Origin of the sequence: Ochrobactrum sp. Q0168, assembly GCF_016427605.1 — a bacterium.
Taxonomy (GTDB): Bacteria; Pseudomonadota; Alphaproteobacteria; order Rhizobiales; family Rhizobiaceae; genus Brucella.
The window spans coordinates 29,608-45,146 of record NZ_JAELXQ010000014.1; the positions used below are offsets into that span (position 1 = coordinate 29,608).

The following is a 15,539-nucleotide window of genomic DNA, read 5'->3' on the forward strand; positions in this document are numbered from 1 at the left end:
TATTTCCTGTATTCTGTATATTGGAAGAGAGGCTTATTCAGCAGGTTTGATTTCGTATGGCAGCGTCCAGTCATCCCGGCGGATGTCCCATACGACTTTGTTGCTATAGGCATAGGTTTGCGGCAGATCCCAAAGGAAGACGGCAAGCGCTTCATCAGATGCCACTTCGGTCGCACGTTTGACTGATGCAAGCTCGGCGTCCTTGGTGAGTGCGCCTTTTGCCTGCTTCACTGCTTCGTCAAAGGCTGTTGGAACGGGTCCAATTGTCTGAAAATGCGTGCTGCCGAGATAGGTCAGTGTTTCGGCAGCGATGCTTGCCGTATCCGCGTAACCAAACCACGTCAGGCCAGCGGCTTTGTCAGACGCCGCGCGCTCGGCATGGGACGAGGCAGGCAGAATATTGAGCTGCACACGGACACCAACCGCTGCCAGCTGGGCCGCGACAATCTGCGCTGCCTGCTCTCCACCGACATAGGTGCCTTTGCCAAACACCATCTCGGCATCAAAGCCATCCGAATAGCCCGCTTCCGCAAGCAGTGCTTTGGCCTTCTTGGGATCATAAGGCCATGGCTTCAGGTCTGTGTTGTAGCCCTCGTGGAAGCTGGTGATAATCTGGCTGTTGGCGGGGCTTACCAATCCTTTGAACAGCGCCTTGGTAATGGCTTCCTTATCAATGGCGTAGTTCAAAGCCTGCCGCACGCGCACATCATCAAGCGGTTTGATATTGGTGTTGAAACGGATGATCTGTACGCGCGTGCTTGGGCGCGCACCTGCCACCAGATTACCATTACTTTCGAGCTGTGCGAGATCCTGCGGCGCGATAACCGCTGCGGCATCAATCTCGCCGGATTTCAGGCCGTTAATCTTGGCTGCAGCATCGACCACAACTCGGAACTGCGCCTTGGTGAAGGGTGCTGCCTTGCCGAAATAATGTTCATTGGCTTCAAGGCGAACTTCGCCCTCTGGATTATAGCTCGCCAGCTTATAGGGGCCGGTGCCAAGAGCTTCAATCGCTGGATTGTGTGACTTGGCCCATTCCGGTTCCAGATAGAAAATGCCTGCCAGACGTTTGGGAAACTCAATGTCGGGCGCTTTCAGCGTAAAGGCAACCTGATGCGGTGAAAGGACTTCAACCTTATCAACCGCCTTCATCGACGAGACGATCCAGCTTGGCTTTTCGGAAGATAGAATGCGCTCGATGTTCCACTTAATGACGTGAGCATCAAATGGCACATTGTTGGAGAAAACCACGTCGTCGCGCAGATCAAACACCCAACGTGTATCCGACTCCTGTTTCCAGTCCTTGGCCAAAACACCCACCAGTTTGCCTTCACCATCAAGGCGCGTCAGTGGCGAATAGATTGAGGCGATGATGCTCAGATCGCCGCGCAAATTGCCCCCGACGGCTGGATCAAGGGTCTGCAAGGCGTAAGGCAGCGCCACCACCAATTCATGGGTCTTGCCATAGTCCGCAGGTGCCTGCGCATGGGTTGCTGATAGCGTTGCAGACATGAGAAGCAGGCTTGCTCCCATCAGTCTCAATACGTGCAATGATCGTTTTACAATCATGTGTCTTTTCCAGTTTTTGTGTTCAGATTTAGAACTTGGGAGCGACAAACGGCTTTCTGCCGGGAATGGCCGCAAGCAACTGTTGAGTGTAAGGATCAGCAGGAGCCTCAAAGATGCGGCGGGTTTCGCCACGTTCGACGATTTCACCGCCACGCATCACAACGACCTCGCGACAAAGCCGTGCAATGACCGATAGATCGTGAGAAATGAGCAGTTGCGCAGTGCCATGCCGACGCTGCATGTCTTCCATCAAAGCAAGCACGCGCTCCCGCGATGTGGAGTCGAGTGCAGCAACTGGCTCATCGGCGATGAGAAGTTTGGGGCTGGGTGCAATCGCCCGCGCGAAACCTACGCGTTGGCGCTGTCCTCCCGATAGGCGTCCCGGCAAACGATGCCACAAAGCCGGATGGATACCGACTTCTCCGAGCAAGCCTTGCGCAATTCTCAAAGCTTCAGCTTTGCGAAGCCCTTTGGCAAACAAGGGTTCCGCCACTGTGTTCACGATGCTTATGCGTGGATCGAGAGACGAATATGGATCCTGAAACACATACTGTACGTGGCCTGAGCGTGTCCTTGGAGGTCGAACATTGCCATCAATCAGGATATGGCCGTTATCTGCGCGCTCCAGTCCGGCAATAATCCGCGCCAGCGTGGTTTTACCCGAACCGCTCTCGCCAACAATCCCCAGTGTCGTTCCAGCCTTCACCGAAATATCGACACCACCAAGCGCGCGCGGGCCATTGCGAAATGTCTTTTGAAGTGCTTTGACTTCAATAAGTGGAGGTTGGGAAGCAGCATCATGATGCGCACCACTCGCGGTCGCAAAAGTCAATTCACTTGCCTTCAGAAGTGATCCCGCAGCGCGGCTCTTGGGATTTGCAAAAAGATCGAGCGTAGCGCCGCTTTCAACGATCGCCCCGCCGTCCATGACAGCAACACAATCCGCTCGATCCCGGATCACGCCCATGTCGTGTGTAATCAGGAGAACACCGAACCCATGACGTTTTTGCAGCCGTGCAATGAGATCAAGAATTTGCGCCTGAACCGTTACATCAAGTGCAGTCGTCGGCTCATCCGCGATGAGCAGTTTCGGCTGCCGCGCTAAAGCCATCGCAATGACAACGCGCTGCGCCAGCCCGCCCGAAAGTTCATGTGGCCATGCGGTCAGCTTCTTCAGCGGCTCGCTGATGCCCACTTCTTCCAAAAGGTGCAAGCAGATATTCGCAGCCTTGGCTTTATCACGGCGCATGGCAGGCGACAGAGCTTCAAACAGCTGAGCGCCAACGCTCAACCGCGGATTAAGAGCTGTTGTCGGGTTTTGAAAAACCACACCAATTTGTGACGTTCTGAAGTCACGGCCACGGTCAGATATGCTAAGCGCGAGTGGTGCCCCATCGAGATAGCCCTGTCCATCAGCATGAAGGCCTTGCGGCAGAAGCCCGGCAACAGCCAGTGCCGTGAGTGTTTTACCGGAACCGGATTCGCCAACAATACCAAGCGTTTCGCCTTGTTTCAGCGTGAATGACACCGGACCTGCAAGTGCCGTTTCATTGGACCTGACAACCAGTCCTTCAACGGACAGAAGTGTCTTGATGAGTGTCATGCCGGCTCTCCTGTTTCGCGCGCGGAAAGCCTGCTTGAAAGGGCATCGCCCAAAAGCTGCACACCAAAGAGAAGGCTGAGCAGAGCGAGAGCTGGCATAAGCGACAGCCACCAGGCGGCGCCTAGCTGCGATTTTCCCTGGGCGATCATCAGACCCCAATCGGCAGTTGGCGGCTGAATACCCAAACCAATGAAGCTGAGACCGGCTTCTGTCATGATGATGAAGGCAGCGCTTATCGTTAACGTTGCAATCAGTAGCGGCAACAGTCCGGGCACGATATGGCGCAGAACGGACCTCCACAACGGAACACCTGCAAGCCATGCGGCTTCCATATAGCCCTGATTGCGCGCATTCAGCGTATAGGTACGCGCGACACGGAAATGCAGAGGCCAGCTTTCAAGAGCCAGAATAAGGATCAGGTTCTCAAGCCTTGAACCAAACAAGGCCAGTGCAAGAAGCGCCAAAACCAGACCGGGAATTGTCAGCTGAATCTCAGCGACCCGGGCAATAATCTGATCGAGCAAACGATTGCTCAATCCTGCAACAATACCCAGCAGACTTCCGATCAAAGCAGAAAGCAGCGTTGCAACGGTTGCAACCAGCAAAACAGGCCGTGCGCCGTAAAACACCCGGCTTAGAATATCTCGACCAAGATCATCGGTGCCGAGCCAATGCCCGCTATTGAATGACGGCTCTTGCAGAAACGCCATCAGATCACTGGAGTTGGGCTCGTAAGGTGCAATCAGTGGTGCAAAAATTGCAGTACCCACCCAGAGCAGGATGATCAGCAAACCGAACTTGCCTCTCAAAGCCAGTCTTGGCGTTGGAATTTCGCGCGGGATATCAACGATTTCAGAAATGGAAATTTCACTCATTTTGCCACCGCACTTCGCGGATCAACAATAGCGATGAAAAGATCGGCGAGCAGATTGCAGAGACTGACGGTCAGGGCGATCAGGACAATCGCCGCCAAAATGACCGGATAATCTTTCATGCCAACGGCGCTGACCAGAACCGTGCCAACACCCGGCCAACCAAAAACTGTTTCTGTCAGAACAGCGCCGCCCAACAGTGTCCCCGTTTGTGTGCCCACGAGTGCGATCACAGGAGCCAGGGCATTAATTGCGATGTGCCGGAAACGAACCCTACCAAGCGAAATCTGTTTCGATAAAGCAGTGCGCACATGCCCTGCGCCCTGTTGCTGTTTAAGACTGGTGCGAAACAACCGCGCAACGGGCGGAGCAATCAACAAAGACAAAGTCAACGCAGGTAAAACGAGATGACGTAAGCTACCGCTGCCTCCGGTCGGAAGCCAGCCGAGTGTCAGCGAAAAGAACAGAACCGCAAGGATGCCGGTTACGAAAACGGGCGTTGACTGCACAACAGTCAAAAGTGCCAGTGGTCCTTCACGGAGAATCCGGTTTGAGGACATAGCTGAAAGATAGCCGGCAGTCAGCCCTAGCGCCGTGCCGATCACAAGCGCCGTTAGGACCAGAACGAATGTCAGGGGTATGGCAGGCTCCAGAACATCAATCGCCGGGATGTCAAAACGCAGTGATTTTGGAAACTCGCCACGCAAGCTATTGAACAGAAATTGCCCATATTGCTCTATCATGGGACGATCAAAACCATAGCTCGCATTCAGTACCGCGATTTCTTCTTTCGTTGCCTGCCCGCCAGCGAGCAGAGTTGCCGGACTGCCGGTTGCAAAAACCAGGAAGAAAACCAGAGAAACTGAACCGAGTACGGAAATTGCCGTCGCACCAAGCCTTTGCAGAATAAAAGACGGGCGAATATCGCGCCGCCGGCGCGGTAGCTTGCGCAAAACACTCCGACGGGTCTGCCCTCTATGATCACCGTCTTCGGCTTGCAGCCAGAGCTTCTGTTCGCGCGATTTGATGGTCATAACGAGCCTTCTAAAATTAATTCTAGAGAATTTATAGATTATAGTGCATCAGCTGTTGAGCACCTGACGTTTCGTTTGAGACGCCAACACCGAAACAATTTCCTCCCAATGCTAAGCAGAGGAACTTAAAATCGTCATGGGCTTAGAGCCTGACGAAACTAGAAGCCGTTAGCCAATCAGAAAACTCCGACTCTGTTCTGGAGATATACGAACGCCAGAAGGCAAAGAGCCCTTCATAAGCAATGTGGGCTTCATGAAGCAGTACTACAATTTAGACCCACCGAGACCGACGCACAAAAATGATATTTCCCAAGCGAAACGTTAGTCCCCAGTCAGGAAACGCACCTGTCGATGACGCTTAGACCGCTACGCCTTGAAGGAATATGAACCTCAGGCCCTTGCCATCCGGGAGATGTGCTGATTGCCAGTCAATGATTCTTCGCACTCTCCTCAGCGATTGAAGCCTCTGGGCAGGTTGGGCCTGAAATGCAAACGCCAACTATGCACTGTTGAGTAATCCGGGATGATATCGCGTTCGGTCCACATTTTCTTCAGGTTGCGCAGATTCTGACTGTCGGCAATGCTCCGGACACACAGAAGAGAATGGCTCGCTCAGCGCCCAACTGGAACGGCACGGCATTGATGCTTCTTCACCCGGAAAAAAGATACCACATAAACGTGCATCGGGGCCAAATGCTTTATGCACTCTCGCGCTTCACGACATCATAACCGATATCGACGATTGCATGAGCCGCGCTCACTCCAGAGACACGATTAACGATCATTGTCATGCTCTTCACACCCATTTCGTAGGCATTTGGTTGGATCGTCGACAAGCCTGGCGTTATTTCCGATGCGATTTCGTAGTCACCCCATCCGGTGACGGCAAGACGCTCCGGTACTTTCCATCCTAGACGCGTGCATTCGAAGATCACACCAGCTGCCACGATATCCGTAGGACAAATCACACCATCGATCTCTGGATCTATACGGCACAGCGCTTCAAGCGCCTTGGGGCCTGCACCAAAACCATCTGCCTCCTCCACAATGCAGATGCGGTGATGTTCCAGACCGGCTGCTGCCATAGTCTCCTCGAAAGCTGGCAGACGGTCACTATATCGACGTGCGGATGCGCCACCATATCCGACAAACCCGATACGACGGCAACCTCTTTCGACGAGAAGACAAGCAATAGAACGTGTTGCATCTGCCATGGAATAGCCAACCGCCATATCGAGGACATTGTCAGTGACCCAGCCTTCTACGACAGGTGTCGCGGTCTTCCTGATAAGATCAATGGCTTCCTCGGAATGCTGATTTCCGACCAGCGAAATACCGGCGACGCGCAGACCGATGAATGTCTGAATCGCAGCCGTTTCATCTTGCCTGGTTTCCGCAAGTTTGAGTATCAACTCATGGCCGCTCTCGCTGGCGCGATCCTGCATTCCGCGCACATATTTATAAAAGCTTGAGTTCTTCATCGACGGAATGACCGCGCCAATGACCCGACTTTGTCCGGACGAAAGAATGCCTGCAGAATGGTTCGGAACATAGCCAAGTTCCGCCGCGACCTGAAACACGCGCAACCGCGTTTCCTCCAGTACCCGTTCGGGGTAACGGAACGCATTGGATACGGTCATAGGCGACACACCAGCGGCCTGCGCGACCGACTGCATCGTTATAATATTTTTACTGCGAACAAGGTTATTCATGGCTTGGTGCACCGAATTATTCTCATGATGCTACTTCTCAAGGTTTTTTATGCGGTCCAACAGGGTGTCTGTAGAAAACTCGTTCTTGACGAAATTAGCTTTGCAGTCGATTGTAGCGCTACAATATATTGTAATGCTGGAAATGCACATGATCTTTCTGACAGGCAGCAGGGCAAATCGCGAGAAGTGCTTATGAGTTTGCATTCGCAAAACGGAGCAAGCGCGCTCGTGCTTAAGGCCGTCACGAAGCGTTTTGGCTCGAACATTGCTGTCGACAGTCTCAATCTGACCATCGAGGCCGGAAAACTCGTTTCATTGCTCGGTCCTTCGGGGTGCGGCAAAACAACCACGCTGCGCATGGTTGCAGGATTTGAAAGCACGGATTCAGGCACGATCCTAATTGGCGGAACCAATGTAACCAATCTTCCGCCTCACCGGCGCCGTCTCGGCATGGTTTTTCAGAATTACAGCCTGTTTCCACACAGAACAGTCGCAGAAAATATCGGATTCGGCCTAAAGATGCAGGGTGCCGAAAAAGCAGAACGCGATGAACGCATCAAATCGATGCTCGATCTCATCCAGCTGTCTGGTCGTGGCGACGCTTTTCCCTCGCAGCTTTCGGGTGGTCAACAGCAGCGCGTGGCGCTTGCACGTTCACTGGTGGTCAATCCAAAAGTTTTGCTTCTCGATGAGCCCTTGAGCGCACTCGATAAATCTTTGCGCGAAAGCATGCAGTTTGAAATCCGCGCCATGCAGGCGCGACTTGGCATTACCACTCTTCTTGTCACGCACGATCAGGAAGAAGCGCTTTCCATGGCCGACCAAGTCGCAGTCATGAACAAGGGGCGCATTCTTCAGCTTGGAACGCCCGGGGAAATTTACGACAAACCGCAGAACCGTTTCGTTGCCGAATTTCTGGGAGCCTCCAACATTTTCGAGGGTAAGACATCCCCGGACGGCTCTTCACTCTTGATCGGCGGACGCAAGGGAAGTGTAACTATTCCCCTCGCCACCCGGTATCTCTCATCACAGCCGCTAACACTTTCTATAAGGCCAGAGAGGATTGTGCCGGTTGCAGATGGCAATGGCCAGTTGAATGGCCGGGTAGTCGGCGCGGTGTTTCGCGGAAATTATGCTGCCTATCAGATCGACGTTCCGGCGCTCGGCCGGGAAATATTCATCTACCGGCAAGCTGAAAGCCGCCTTGGCGAGCTCGCTTATCATCTCAATGAAGAAATCACACTCGGCTGGAACCCGCAGGATGCCGTCGTCGTAACATCAGATTGAACTGAAAGCTCCGAATATGCAGAAGAATGGCGCACGTATCGGCATCGACGTGGGCGGAACATTTACCGATTTTGTTCTGTTCGATCCCGACCGCAAAAGCCTTATCCATTACAAGGAACCATCGACGCCTGAAGATCCGTCTCAGGCGCTGATCGTGGGCCTGCAGTCATTGCTCAAGAAAGCGGATCTCGGAGCCGACCAGATCGACACGCTTATGCATGGCACGACAATCGGTCTCAATGCCATAATCCAGCGACGCGGTGCAAAGATCGCACTCATTGTCAGCGAAGGTTATCGCGACATTCTGGAAATCGCGCGCAGTCGTATGCCCTCTTCCTTTGATTTTCATGCAAGCAAGGAAGAGCCACTGGTGCCACGCCATCGCATCATCGAAGTCGGCGCGAGACTTTCGGCAAACGGCACGACAACCCAACTTCCCGACGATATAGCTCTTAAAGAAATTGCAGCACAACTAAATACACTGGATGTCGATGCGGCAGCACTTGTCTTGATCAATGGCTATACCAATCCTTCGGTTGAAAAAGAGCTGGCGCAGAAGATATCGGACAAGACGAATGGGCTTTCCATTACATCTGCCGCAGCGATCTGGCCAGAAATCCGCGAATATGAACGCACACTGATCGCCTGTCTCAACGCCTATATCCAGCCATTGATGCAGCGCTATTTTGAGGGGTTGAAAACGGGCCTTGCTCGCGATGGTGTTCATGCGCCGATCCTCGTCACAGCCTCTAATGGCGGTTCGCTAAGCATCGGCTCTGCACAGGAACGCCCGGTTGAAACGATCCTCTCCGGACCGGCCTCCGGTGTGATGGCAGCGGCACGTTTGGCCGCAACATCGGGCGTGCGCGCAATCATCACATTTGACATGGGAGGCACGTCGTCAGACATCGCCGTTGCACAGGATGGTTCAGCTGCGCTCGCCACCAAAACCGATATTGGCGGTCTACCTCTGGTGTTGCCTGTGGTGGATGTCTCGGCCATTGGTGCGGGTGGCGGCTCAATCGTATGGGTTGATGACCATGGCGTGCTGAAAGTCGGCCCTCGCAGTGCTGGCGCAATGCCAGGCCCCATCTCTTACGGTCGCGGCGGCACAGAGCCAACCGTCACCGATTGTTATCTGACGCTTGGCTATATCGACCCCACCGGCTTCCTGGGTGGACGTATGCAGCTTGAGAGCGCGCCTGCTGCTGCAGCGCTTGCACAGATTGGCAATCGCATCGGATTTCAGGATGAAAATGCTGCGGCTGAAGCCGCTCAGGGTTCGCTTGCAGTCACCACCGCTGGCATGGCGACCGAACTCTATAAGACACTCGCAGCACGCGGTCTTGATCCGGCATCCTTTGCGCTCGTTCCGTTTGGTGGCGCAGGCCCAACACACGCCAACCTTCTGGCAGAAGAAGTGGGTATCGCCCGCATCGTCGTACCTCCAGCGGCAGGAACGTTTTGTGCACTGGGTGCGGCGGCAGCAGATTTACGACGTGATTTCGTTCGCAGTTTGCGCAGAGAGCTTGATGAAGCAACCGCAGCGACTCTTGCCGAGACATTCGAAGCTCTCGCAGCAGAAGGAAATGACTGGTTGAATCAGGAAGGTGAACAAAGCACAGGGCGCCTTTTCGAAAAAGCTGCTGACATGCGTTATGTCGGACAGGCTTATGAATTGCGCGTTGCATTAAATGATGTCGATGCCGACGTTCATGCCATTTCCGAAGCTTTTCACCGCGAACATGAGCGCATCTATGGTTTCCGCGACAGCACAGCCGAAGTCGAGTTGGGGACGGCCCGTCTCGCGGTTATTGGCGTCACGCCGGACCTCGCCGCGCAGGAGTTTCCAACAGGCGACGGCAAACCAAAGATCAAAGGCAAACGCCGCTTGTTTCACAAGGGTGCATGGCTTGATGCAGATATCTACGACCGCCACAGTTTCCGGGCGAATGATCAGGTCAGTGGCCCTGCAATTATCGAGCAGGATGACACCACCACTATTCTGCTTCCCGGCTGGATAGCCAACTGCGACAAAGCCGGAAATCTGCATCTTGAAAGGTTGGCACAATGAAACTAAACCCAGTCACGCTTGCCATTCTCGGCAACAAGCTTGCAGCTATCAGCGAAGAAATGTGCCTGACACTTCAGCGCACCGGTCGCACGCTTTATGTCAAGGAAACTGCGGATTTTGCCTGCGCGCTTGCCGGGCTGGACGGACGCTTTTTCGCCTATCCGCGTTCTATCGGTGTTTCAGGATTTGTGGGCCTTGAATGCGGACCGACGATTGAAGCAGTGGGACCACTCGAACCCGGCGACGTCATCTTGACCAACGATCCCTATCGTTCAGAAGGTCTCGCCACACATCTGCCCGACCTTCATATGATTGAGCCCTACTTCCATGAGGGCCGCGTAATTGCTTATGGTTGGTGTTTCGTGCACTGCTCGGATGTCGGCGGACGCGTGCCATCCAGCATCTCCCCAATGAATACTGAAATCTTTCAGGAAGGCTTGCGCATCCCGCCCGTCAAGCTGTTGAAGCGCGGAGAGATGTCACCCGAAGTGCGCCTGTTTCTGGAAACAAACAGCCGCACGCCTGAAGCCAATATGGGTGATATCCGTGCCATGCTGGCAGCTCTTGCTGCCGGTCGTCGTCGCTTCGAACAGGCGATTGCCCAGCACGGAGCAGATGAGGTTTCGGCAGCCAGCACCGATCTTGTTACCTACGCAGCTGAAAAGGCACGTTCGGTTCTGCGCAAGGTTCCCGCTGGCTCCTATGCGTTTTCGGATTATCTTGATGATGACGCAGCCGGTAACTTGCCTGTTCGCATCGCACTGACCGTGACATTCGAAGACGGAGAAGTGCATCTGGATTTCACCGGAACTGATCCGCAAGTGGCCACCTCCATGAACATCCCTTCGCGCGGACGCCCCCATGCATGGCTGACACTCAGGGTACTCGCATTGGTCAACACGCTTGATCCAACAGCACCGTTAAATGTCGGCCTGCTTGATACGGTTCGGATAACTGCACCTGAGGGAAGTCTGGTCAACCCGCAGGAACCCGCTGCAACAGGTGTACGTCATGCAGCAGCCATTCGCGTCAATGACGTTTTGAACGGTGCCTTCGGAAAAGCATTGCCTGATGTCATGCCTGCCGCATCATCCGGCACAGTCATTCCCGTTGTCATGGCGGAACCAGATGGCAAAGGCGGGCGTCGCGTACAGGTCATCGAACCGATGATCGGTGGTACCGGCGCACGTTTTGGTCGCGATGGCGTTGACGGTCGAGACAGCGGCATCTCCAATCTCGCCAACAATCCCGTTGAAACGGTCGAAGCCGAGCTCGGCGTTGAAATCCTGCACTACAGCCTGCGTCCGGATTCCGGTGGCCCCGGCCAATGGCGCGGCGGGTGCGGCATGGAACTGACCTTTCGCGCATTGACCGATAATACCAATGTACTCGGTCGAGGCATGGAGCGCCTGCTGTTCCGTCCATGGGGTTCCTATGGTGGCCAGGCAGGTCTGCCCGGCGCCTTGATCGTTAATCGCGGACATCCTGATGAACGCAGGCTTGGCAAAATCGATGTGCTCAACGTCAATGCAGGCGATACGGTAACGTTTCTGACCCCCGGAGCGGGTGGTTGGGGCAATCCGCATAAACGAGATCCAAACGCCGTTTTGCGCGACGTTCTGGATGGTTTTGTCACGCGCGACGCCGCTCATACCGTTTATGGCGTGGTGATACACACTGGCGCGATCGATAAGGATGCCACCGAGGCCAAACGTCGATCACTGACAGACAACGGCGTCACCGACGGATTTGGCCCTGAGCGAAAGCACTGGGATGAAGTATTCGAACCCGCCTTGATGGACAGTCTGAACCGTGCGCTTGTGCAGCTTCCCGGATCCGTGCGGCAGCGCCAGCGTAAAGCTGTATTCGACGCCGTTTTGCCTGCTCTACCGGAAGGCTTTCCACGAACAAAGGCAGAAGCCTCGAACGCACATACAGCGGCTATCGCATTCCGGGCGGCAGTAGAGAAGCTCATCGCAATATCCAATTCCGCAAACGCCTGACTGTTCCAGATAAGGAGTATCGCAATGACACTGATTACCAGACGAAACTTCCTCGGCTCAGGCGCCATGCTTGGTCTGGGTCTTGCCGCAGGCGGATTCCCGCGCATCGCCAATGCGCAGGCCGCAAAAGAAATCACCGTGACTGCCTTTGGCGGCATATGGGAAGAAGCTGTTCGCAAGTGCTTTGTTGCACCATTTGAAGCCAAAACCGGCGCAAAAGCCAATGTCTCTCTCGGTGGCCCACCGCAATGGCTGGCGCAGGTTGAAGCGTCGCCAGCGAAACCGCCGGTCGATGTGCTCATCATGACGCCGGACCTTGCGTTGACTGCAGCAAGATCAGGCCTTGTTGACGACTTTACGGTCGAAAAGCTGCCGAACCTTGCAAAAATTCCACAGCAGCTGACGGACTCAGTCGAGGGAAAAGGGACACTGTTCGACTATGGTGTAGCTGGCATCACCTACAATAAAGACCGCGTGAAAAATCCGCCAAAGTCGTTTGCCGAATTTGTCGACAGGGTTGCAGCTGGTGAATTCGTGGCCTCTATCCCGTCCATCAGCTATGCCGTCACACCGATCATGCTAATCTGGGCCATGGCCAAGGCATTTGGTGGCGGTGCCGACAAAGTCGATCCGTTCTTCAAGGCCGTCGAGCGGATGAAGGACAACCTGGTCTATTGGGCTGGACCGAATGATTTCTTCAATCATCTTTCTTCCGGCGAAGCGGATATCGGTATTTATTTCGATGGCCGCACCTGGAACCATTACGATGCAGGCGCAACCTGGATCGACTTCATCAATCCGGAAGAAGGCGGTTCACTCAACGGTCTGGCAGTCCAGAAGGCGAAAAACGCCAACCCACTCGCCTGGGACTATATCAATGAAGTTCTCGACTCAGCCAACCAGACGCAATTTGCCGACATCATGAATTACGGCGTCACCAATGTGGATGTGGTGTACAGCGAAAAGCTCAAGCCCCGCATCACGCCATGGCAGAAAACCGCCTTCCCGCCATATGAGCAAATTGCTCAGGTTCGCAATGAATGGGTGGATCGCTGGAACCGGGAAATCGGTCAGTAAGATCCCGGAGTACGGACATGAGCCAGACAGAAACATCAAAGGCTACGGCAAGAAAGGGGCTGGCTCTACCTGGCTGGCTACTTGTCTTGCCTGCTCTGGCGTTCCTGCTGGCTTTTTTCGTCCTGCCACTGTTTGACAACAGCGTCCGCAGCTTTGTCGATACTGAAGGCGGTTTGACTTTGGCGCGTTACGCCACGCTGCTGACCGATCCCTTCTATCTGCGCGTCATCGGCGAGACGATATTGCTTTCTGGTGGCGTGACACTGATTTGCGTAATCATCGGATATCCGGTTGCCTATTTTCTGGTGCGCAAAGCAGGCCGATGGGCTGGCTTGATTGTCTTTCTGCTTATCGCTCCACTCCTGACTTCAATCATCATGCGCACCTTCGGCTGGCAGGTTCTATTTGCCCGCCGTGGCCTCATCAACAATCTGCTTGTCAATCAGCTCGGTCTCATCTCGGTGCCGTTGCGGTTCACCAACTCGCCGGAAATCACCATAGCCGCTCTCGTGCATGTGCTCGTTCCCTTCATGGTTCTTTCGATCAGCACGGTTTTACAAGGTATCGATCGCAGATTGGAAGAATCTGCAAAAATTCTCGGTGCCGGACGTCTGCGCACCTTCTGGGAGGTGACTTTGCCCCTCTCTCTCGACGGCATCGGAACCGGCGCGATACTTGTCTTCATGATTGCCAATGGAAGCTTCGTTACACTGGTAATGCTCGGCGGCGGTCTTCAGACATTGCCATTGCTCATTTACCAGCAATTCAACACCACACGTGATTTTGGCATGGCGAGTGCCATGAGTTCGATCCTTCTGGTGATCGCAGTTGCCTGTCTCTTCTTGCAATTGCGTCTCGTGCGCCGTCGGGGAGCTTAAACGATGAAACTCTTTGGCAAAGACTGGACAGACATTGCATTGACCGCCTTCGTGGTCGTGTTCTTCATTTTCATGCTGGCACCCATTCTTGTTGTGGTACTCGTGTCCTTCACGTCTGCCGGCTATGTGGCCTTTCCAATTCCCGGCTGGTCGCTCAAATGGTTTGCGAATATTTTCGCTTATCAGCCTTTCGTGGATGCCCTTATCGTCAGTTTTAAGATTGGAATCGGTGCGACCATTCTTTCCTGTCTGATCGGCATCCCCGCGTGCCTTTATCTGGCGCGTTCACGAACAGGCGGGGCAAGCGCCGTCATGGCGTTTCTGCTGTCACCTTTGTCGATGCCAATGATTGTGATTGGCTTCGCATCGCTTTTCTTCATGAGCAGGCTTGGGCTGGGCATTTCATTCAGCGCACTGTTGATCACCCATACTATCGTCTGCCTTCCTTATGTCGTCCGCACGGTTGCAGGCGTTTATGGCAGTCTGCCCAAAAGCTATGAAGAAGCCGCCGCCATTCTGGGTGCCAATCCCTTGCAGGTCTTCGGGCATGTCACATTGCCGCTCATCCGCCCCGGCATCATGGCTGGATCGCTGTTTTCATTTCTCACCTCGTTCGACAACTTGCCTGTGAGTTATTTCTTTGCCAGCGCAAGCACAAACACCTTGCCGGTTGTGATGCTCAGCTATCTCGAACATCAGTTCGACCCGACAATCGCTGCTCTCAGTACGTTGCAACTGCTTATGGCGGTTGCAACGCTCATCATTGTCGACCGCATCTATGGCATCAGAAAAATGACGGTGGCCGCATGACTTTTCACTTACCCATCGACCGTGTTGTGGTTCTCACAGGCGATCTGGATACTGCCGGAACCGCCTTTGAAAAAGCCGGATTCCATGTCACACCAATCGCAAAACACAGCGCTGCCATGGGTACGGCCAATCGCTGTGTCATGCTCAATGACACTTATATCGAAATCCTTGCAATCGTTGAGAACACCGAAGCCAATGCCAAATGGCGCAAACTTCTCGAAAATGGTTCTGGATTGCATGGGATAGCGCTGCGCAGCAAAGATGTAGAGGCGGACGCTCAGGCTTTCAAAGATAAGAACATCAAGACTGAAGCGGTAAGGCACTTTTCACGACAAACCGACGCTGGCGAGTTGCGGTTTTCGATAAGCCGTTTCAAAGATAGCGTTACCCCAGCCTATCAATGTTTACTCTGCCAGCACTACACACCTGAACTTCTCTGGACATCTGGCGTAATAGAACACCCCAACGGTGCGCGGAGTCTGATATCTGTCGCCACACCGAACGTCTCGGAACTTGAGGTGCTATCCAGCGACAGCTTCGCAGATATACCGATATCGGCTGGAAGGGGTCGCCTGACGATCAGCGGAAACAGTGATGCTGTTTTCGATTAACGGGAAAGT

Annotated in this window: 12 protein-coding genes; 7 read left to right on the forward strand and 5 right to left on the reverse strand. The window is 54.0% G+C overall.

Features of this window, described 5'->3' with window-relative positions; all coding sequences use genetic code 11:
* Positions 1-33: 33 nt before the first annotated feature.
* The 5 genes from JAU75_RS18835 to JAU75_RS18855 all read right to left on the reverse strand — a co-directional run bounded on the left by JAU75_RS18835 (position 34) and on the right by JAU75_RS18855 (position 6,790).
* A complete protein-coding gene (locus JAU75_RS18835; protein ID WP_199057996.1) occupies positions 34-1,569 on the reverse strand; it encodes an ABC transporter substrate-binding protein in 1,536 nt (511 codons plus the stop codon).
* Positions 1,570-1,597: 28 nt separating this feature from the next.
* Positions 1,598-3,172, reverse strand: coding sequence for an ABC transporter ATP-binding protein (locus JAU75_RS18840; protein ID WP_199057997.1), 1,575 nt, complete (start codon positions 3,170-3,172; stop codon positions 1,598-1,600).
* On the reverse strand, positions 3,169-4,047 hold the full coding sequence (locus JAU75_RS18845) for an ABC transporter permease (protein ID WP_199057998.1): 879 nt from the start codon (positions 4,045-4,047) through the stop codon (positions 3,169-3,171). Before JAU75_RS18845 ends, JAU75_RS18840 begins: the two co-directional genes overlap by 4 nt.
* Positions 4,044-5,078 (reverse strand): ABC transporter permease, encoded by a 1,035-nt coding sequence (locus JAU75_RS18850; RefSeq protein ID WP_199057999.1) that lies wholly within the window; start codon positions 5,076-5,078, stop codon positions 4,044-4,046. Before JAU75_RS18850 ends, JAU75_RS18845 begins: the two co-directional genes overlap by 4 nt.
* Positions 5,079-5,776: 698 nt before the next feature.
* On the reverse strand, positions 5,777-6,790 hold the full coding sequence (locus JAU75_RS18855; protein WP_371836208.1) for a LacI family DNA-binding transcriptional regulator: 1,014 nt from the start codon (positions 6,788-6,790) through the stop codon (positions 5,777-5,779).
* 192 nt (positions 6,791-6,982) lie between these two features.
* Between JAU75_RS18855 and JAU75_RS18860 the strand changes: the two genes are divergently transcribed.
* The 7 genes from JAU75_RS18860 to JAU75_RS18890 are packed head-to-tail and all read left to right on the forward strand — an operon-like array spanning position 6,983 to position 15,530.
* The gene (locus JAU75_RS18860) at positions 6,983-8,077 is read left to right on the forward strand and encodes an ABC transporter ATP-binding protein (protein WP_199058000.1); all 1,095 of its coding nucleotides are present in this window, start codon (positions 6,983-6,985) and stop codon (positions 8,075-8,077) included.
* Between the two features lie 16 nt (positions 8,078-8,093).
* On the forward strand, positions 8,094-10,151 hold the full coding sequence (locus tag JAU75_RS18865) for a hydantoinase/oxoprolinase family protein (RefSeq protein ID WP_199058001.1): 2,058 nt from the start codon (positions 8,094-8,096) through the stop codon (positions 10,149-10,151).
* Complete coding sequence (locus JAU75_RS18870; protein ID WP_199058002.1) at positions 10,148-12,154, forward strand: hydantoinase B/oxoprolinase family protein; 2,007 nt, start codon at positions 10,148-10,150, stop codon at positions 12,152-12,154. Before JAU75_RS18865 ends, JAU75_RS18870 begins: the two co-directional genes overlap by 4 nt.
* A gap of 24 nt (positions 12,155-12,178) precedes the next feature.
* On the forward strand, positions 12,179-13,231 hold the full coding sequence (locus tag JAU75_RS18875; protein ID WP_199058003.1) for an extracellular solute-binding protein: 1,053 nt from the start codon (positions 12,179-12,181) through the stop codon (positions 13,229-13,231).
* A gap of 17 nt (positions 13,232-13,248) precedes the next feature.
* Positions 13,249-14,109: an ABC transporter permease gene (locus JAU75_RS18880; protein WP_199058004.1), complete on the forward strand. Its 861-nt coding sequence runs from the start codon at positions 13,249-13,251 to the stop codon at positions 14,107-14,109.
* 3 nt (positions 14,110-14,112) lie between these two features.
* Positions 14,113-14,919: an ABC transporter permease gene (locus tag JAU75_RS18885; RefSeq protein WP_199058005.1), complete on the forward strand. Its 807-nt coding sequence runs from the start codon at positions 14,113-14,115 to the stop codon at positions 14,917-14,919.
* The gene (locus tag JAU75_RS18890; RefSeq protein WP_152850343.1) at positions 14,916-15,530 is read left to right on the forward strand and encodes a VOC family protein; all 615 of its coding nucleotides are present in this window, start codon (positions 14,916-14,918) and stop codon (positions 15,528-15,530) included. Before JAU75_RS18885 ends, JAU75_RS18890 begins: the two co-directional genes overlap by 4 nt.
* Positions 15,531-15,539: the final 9 nt, after the last annotated feature.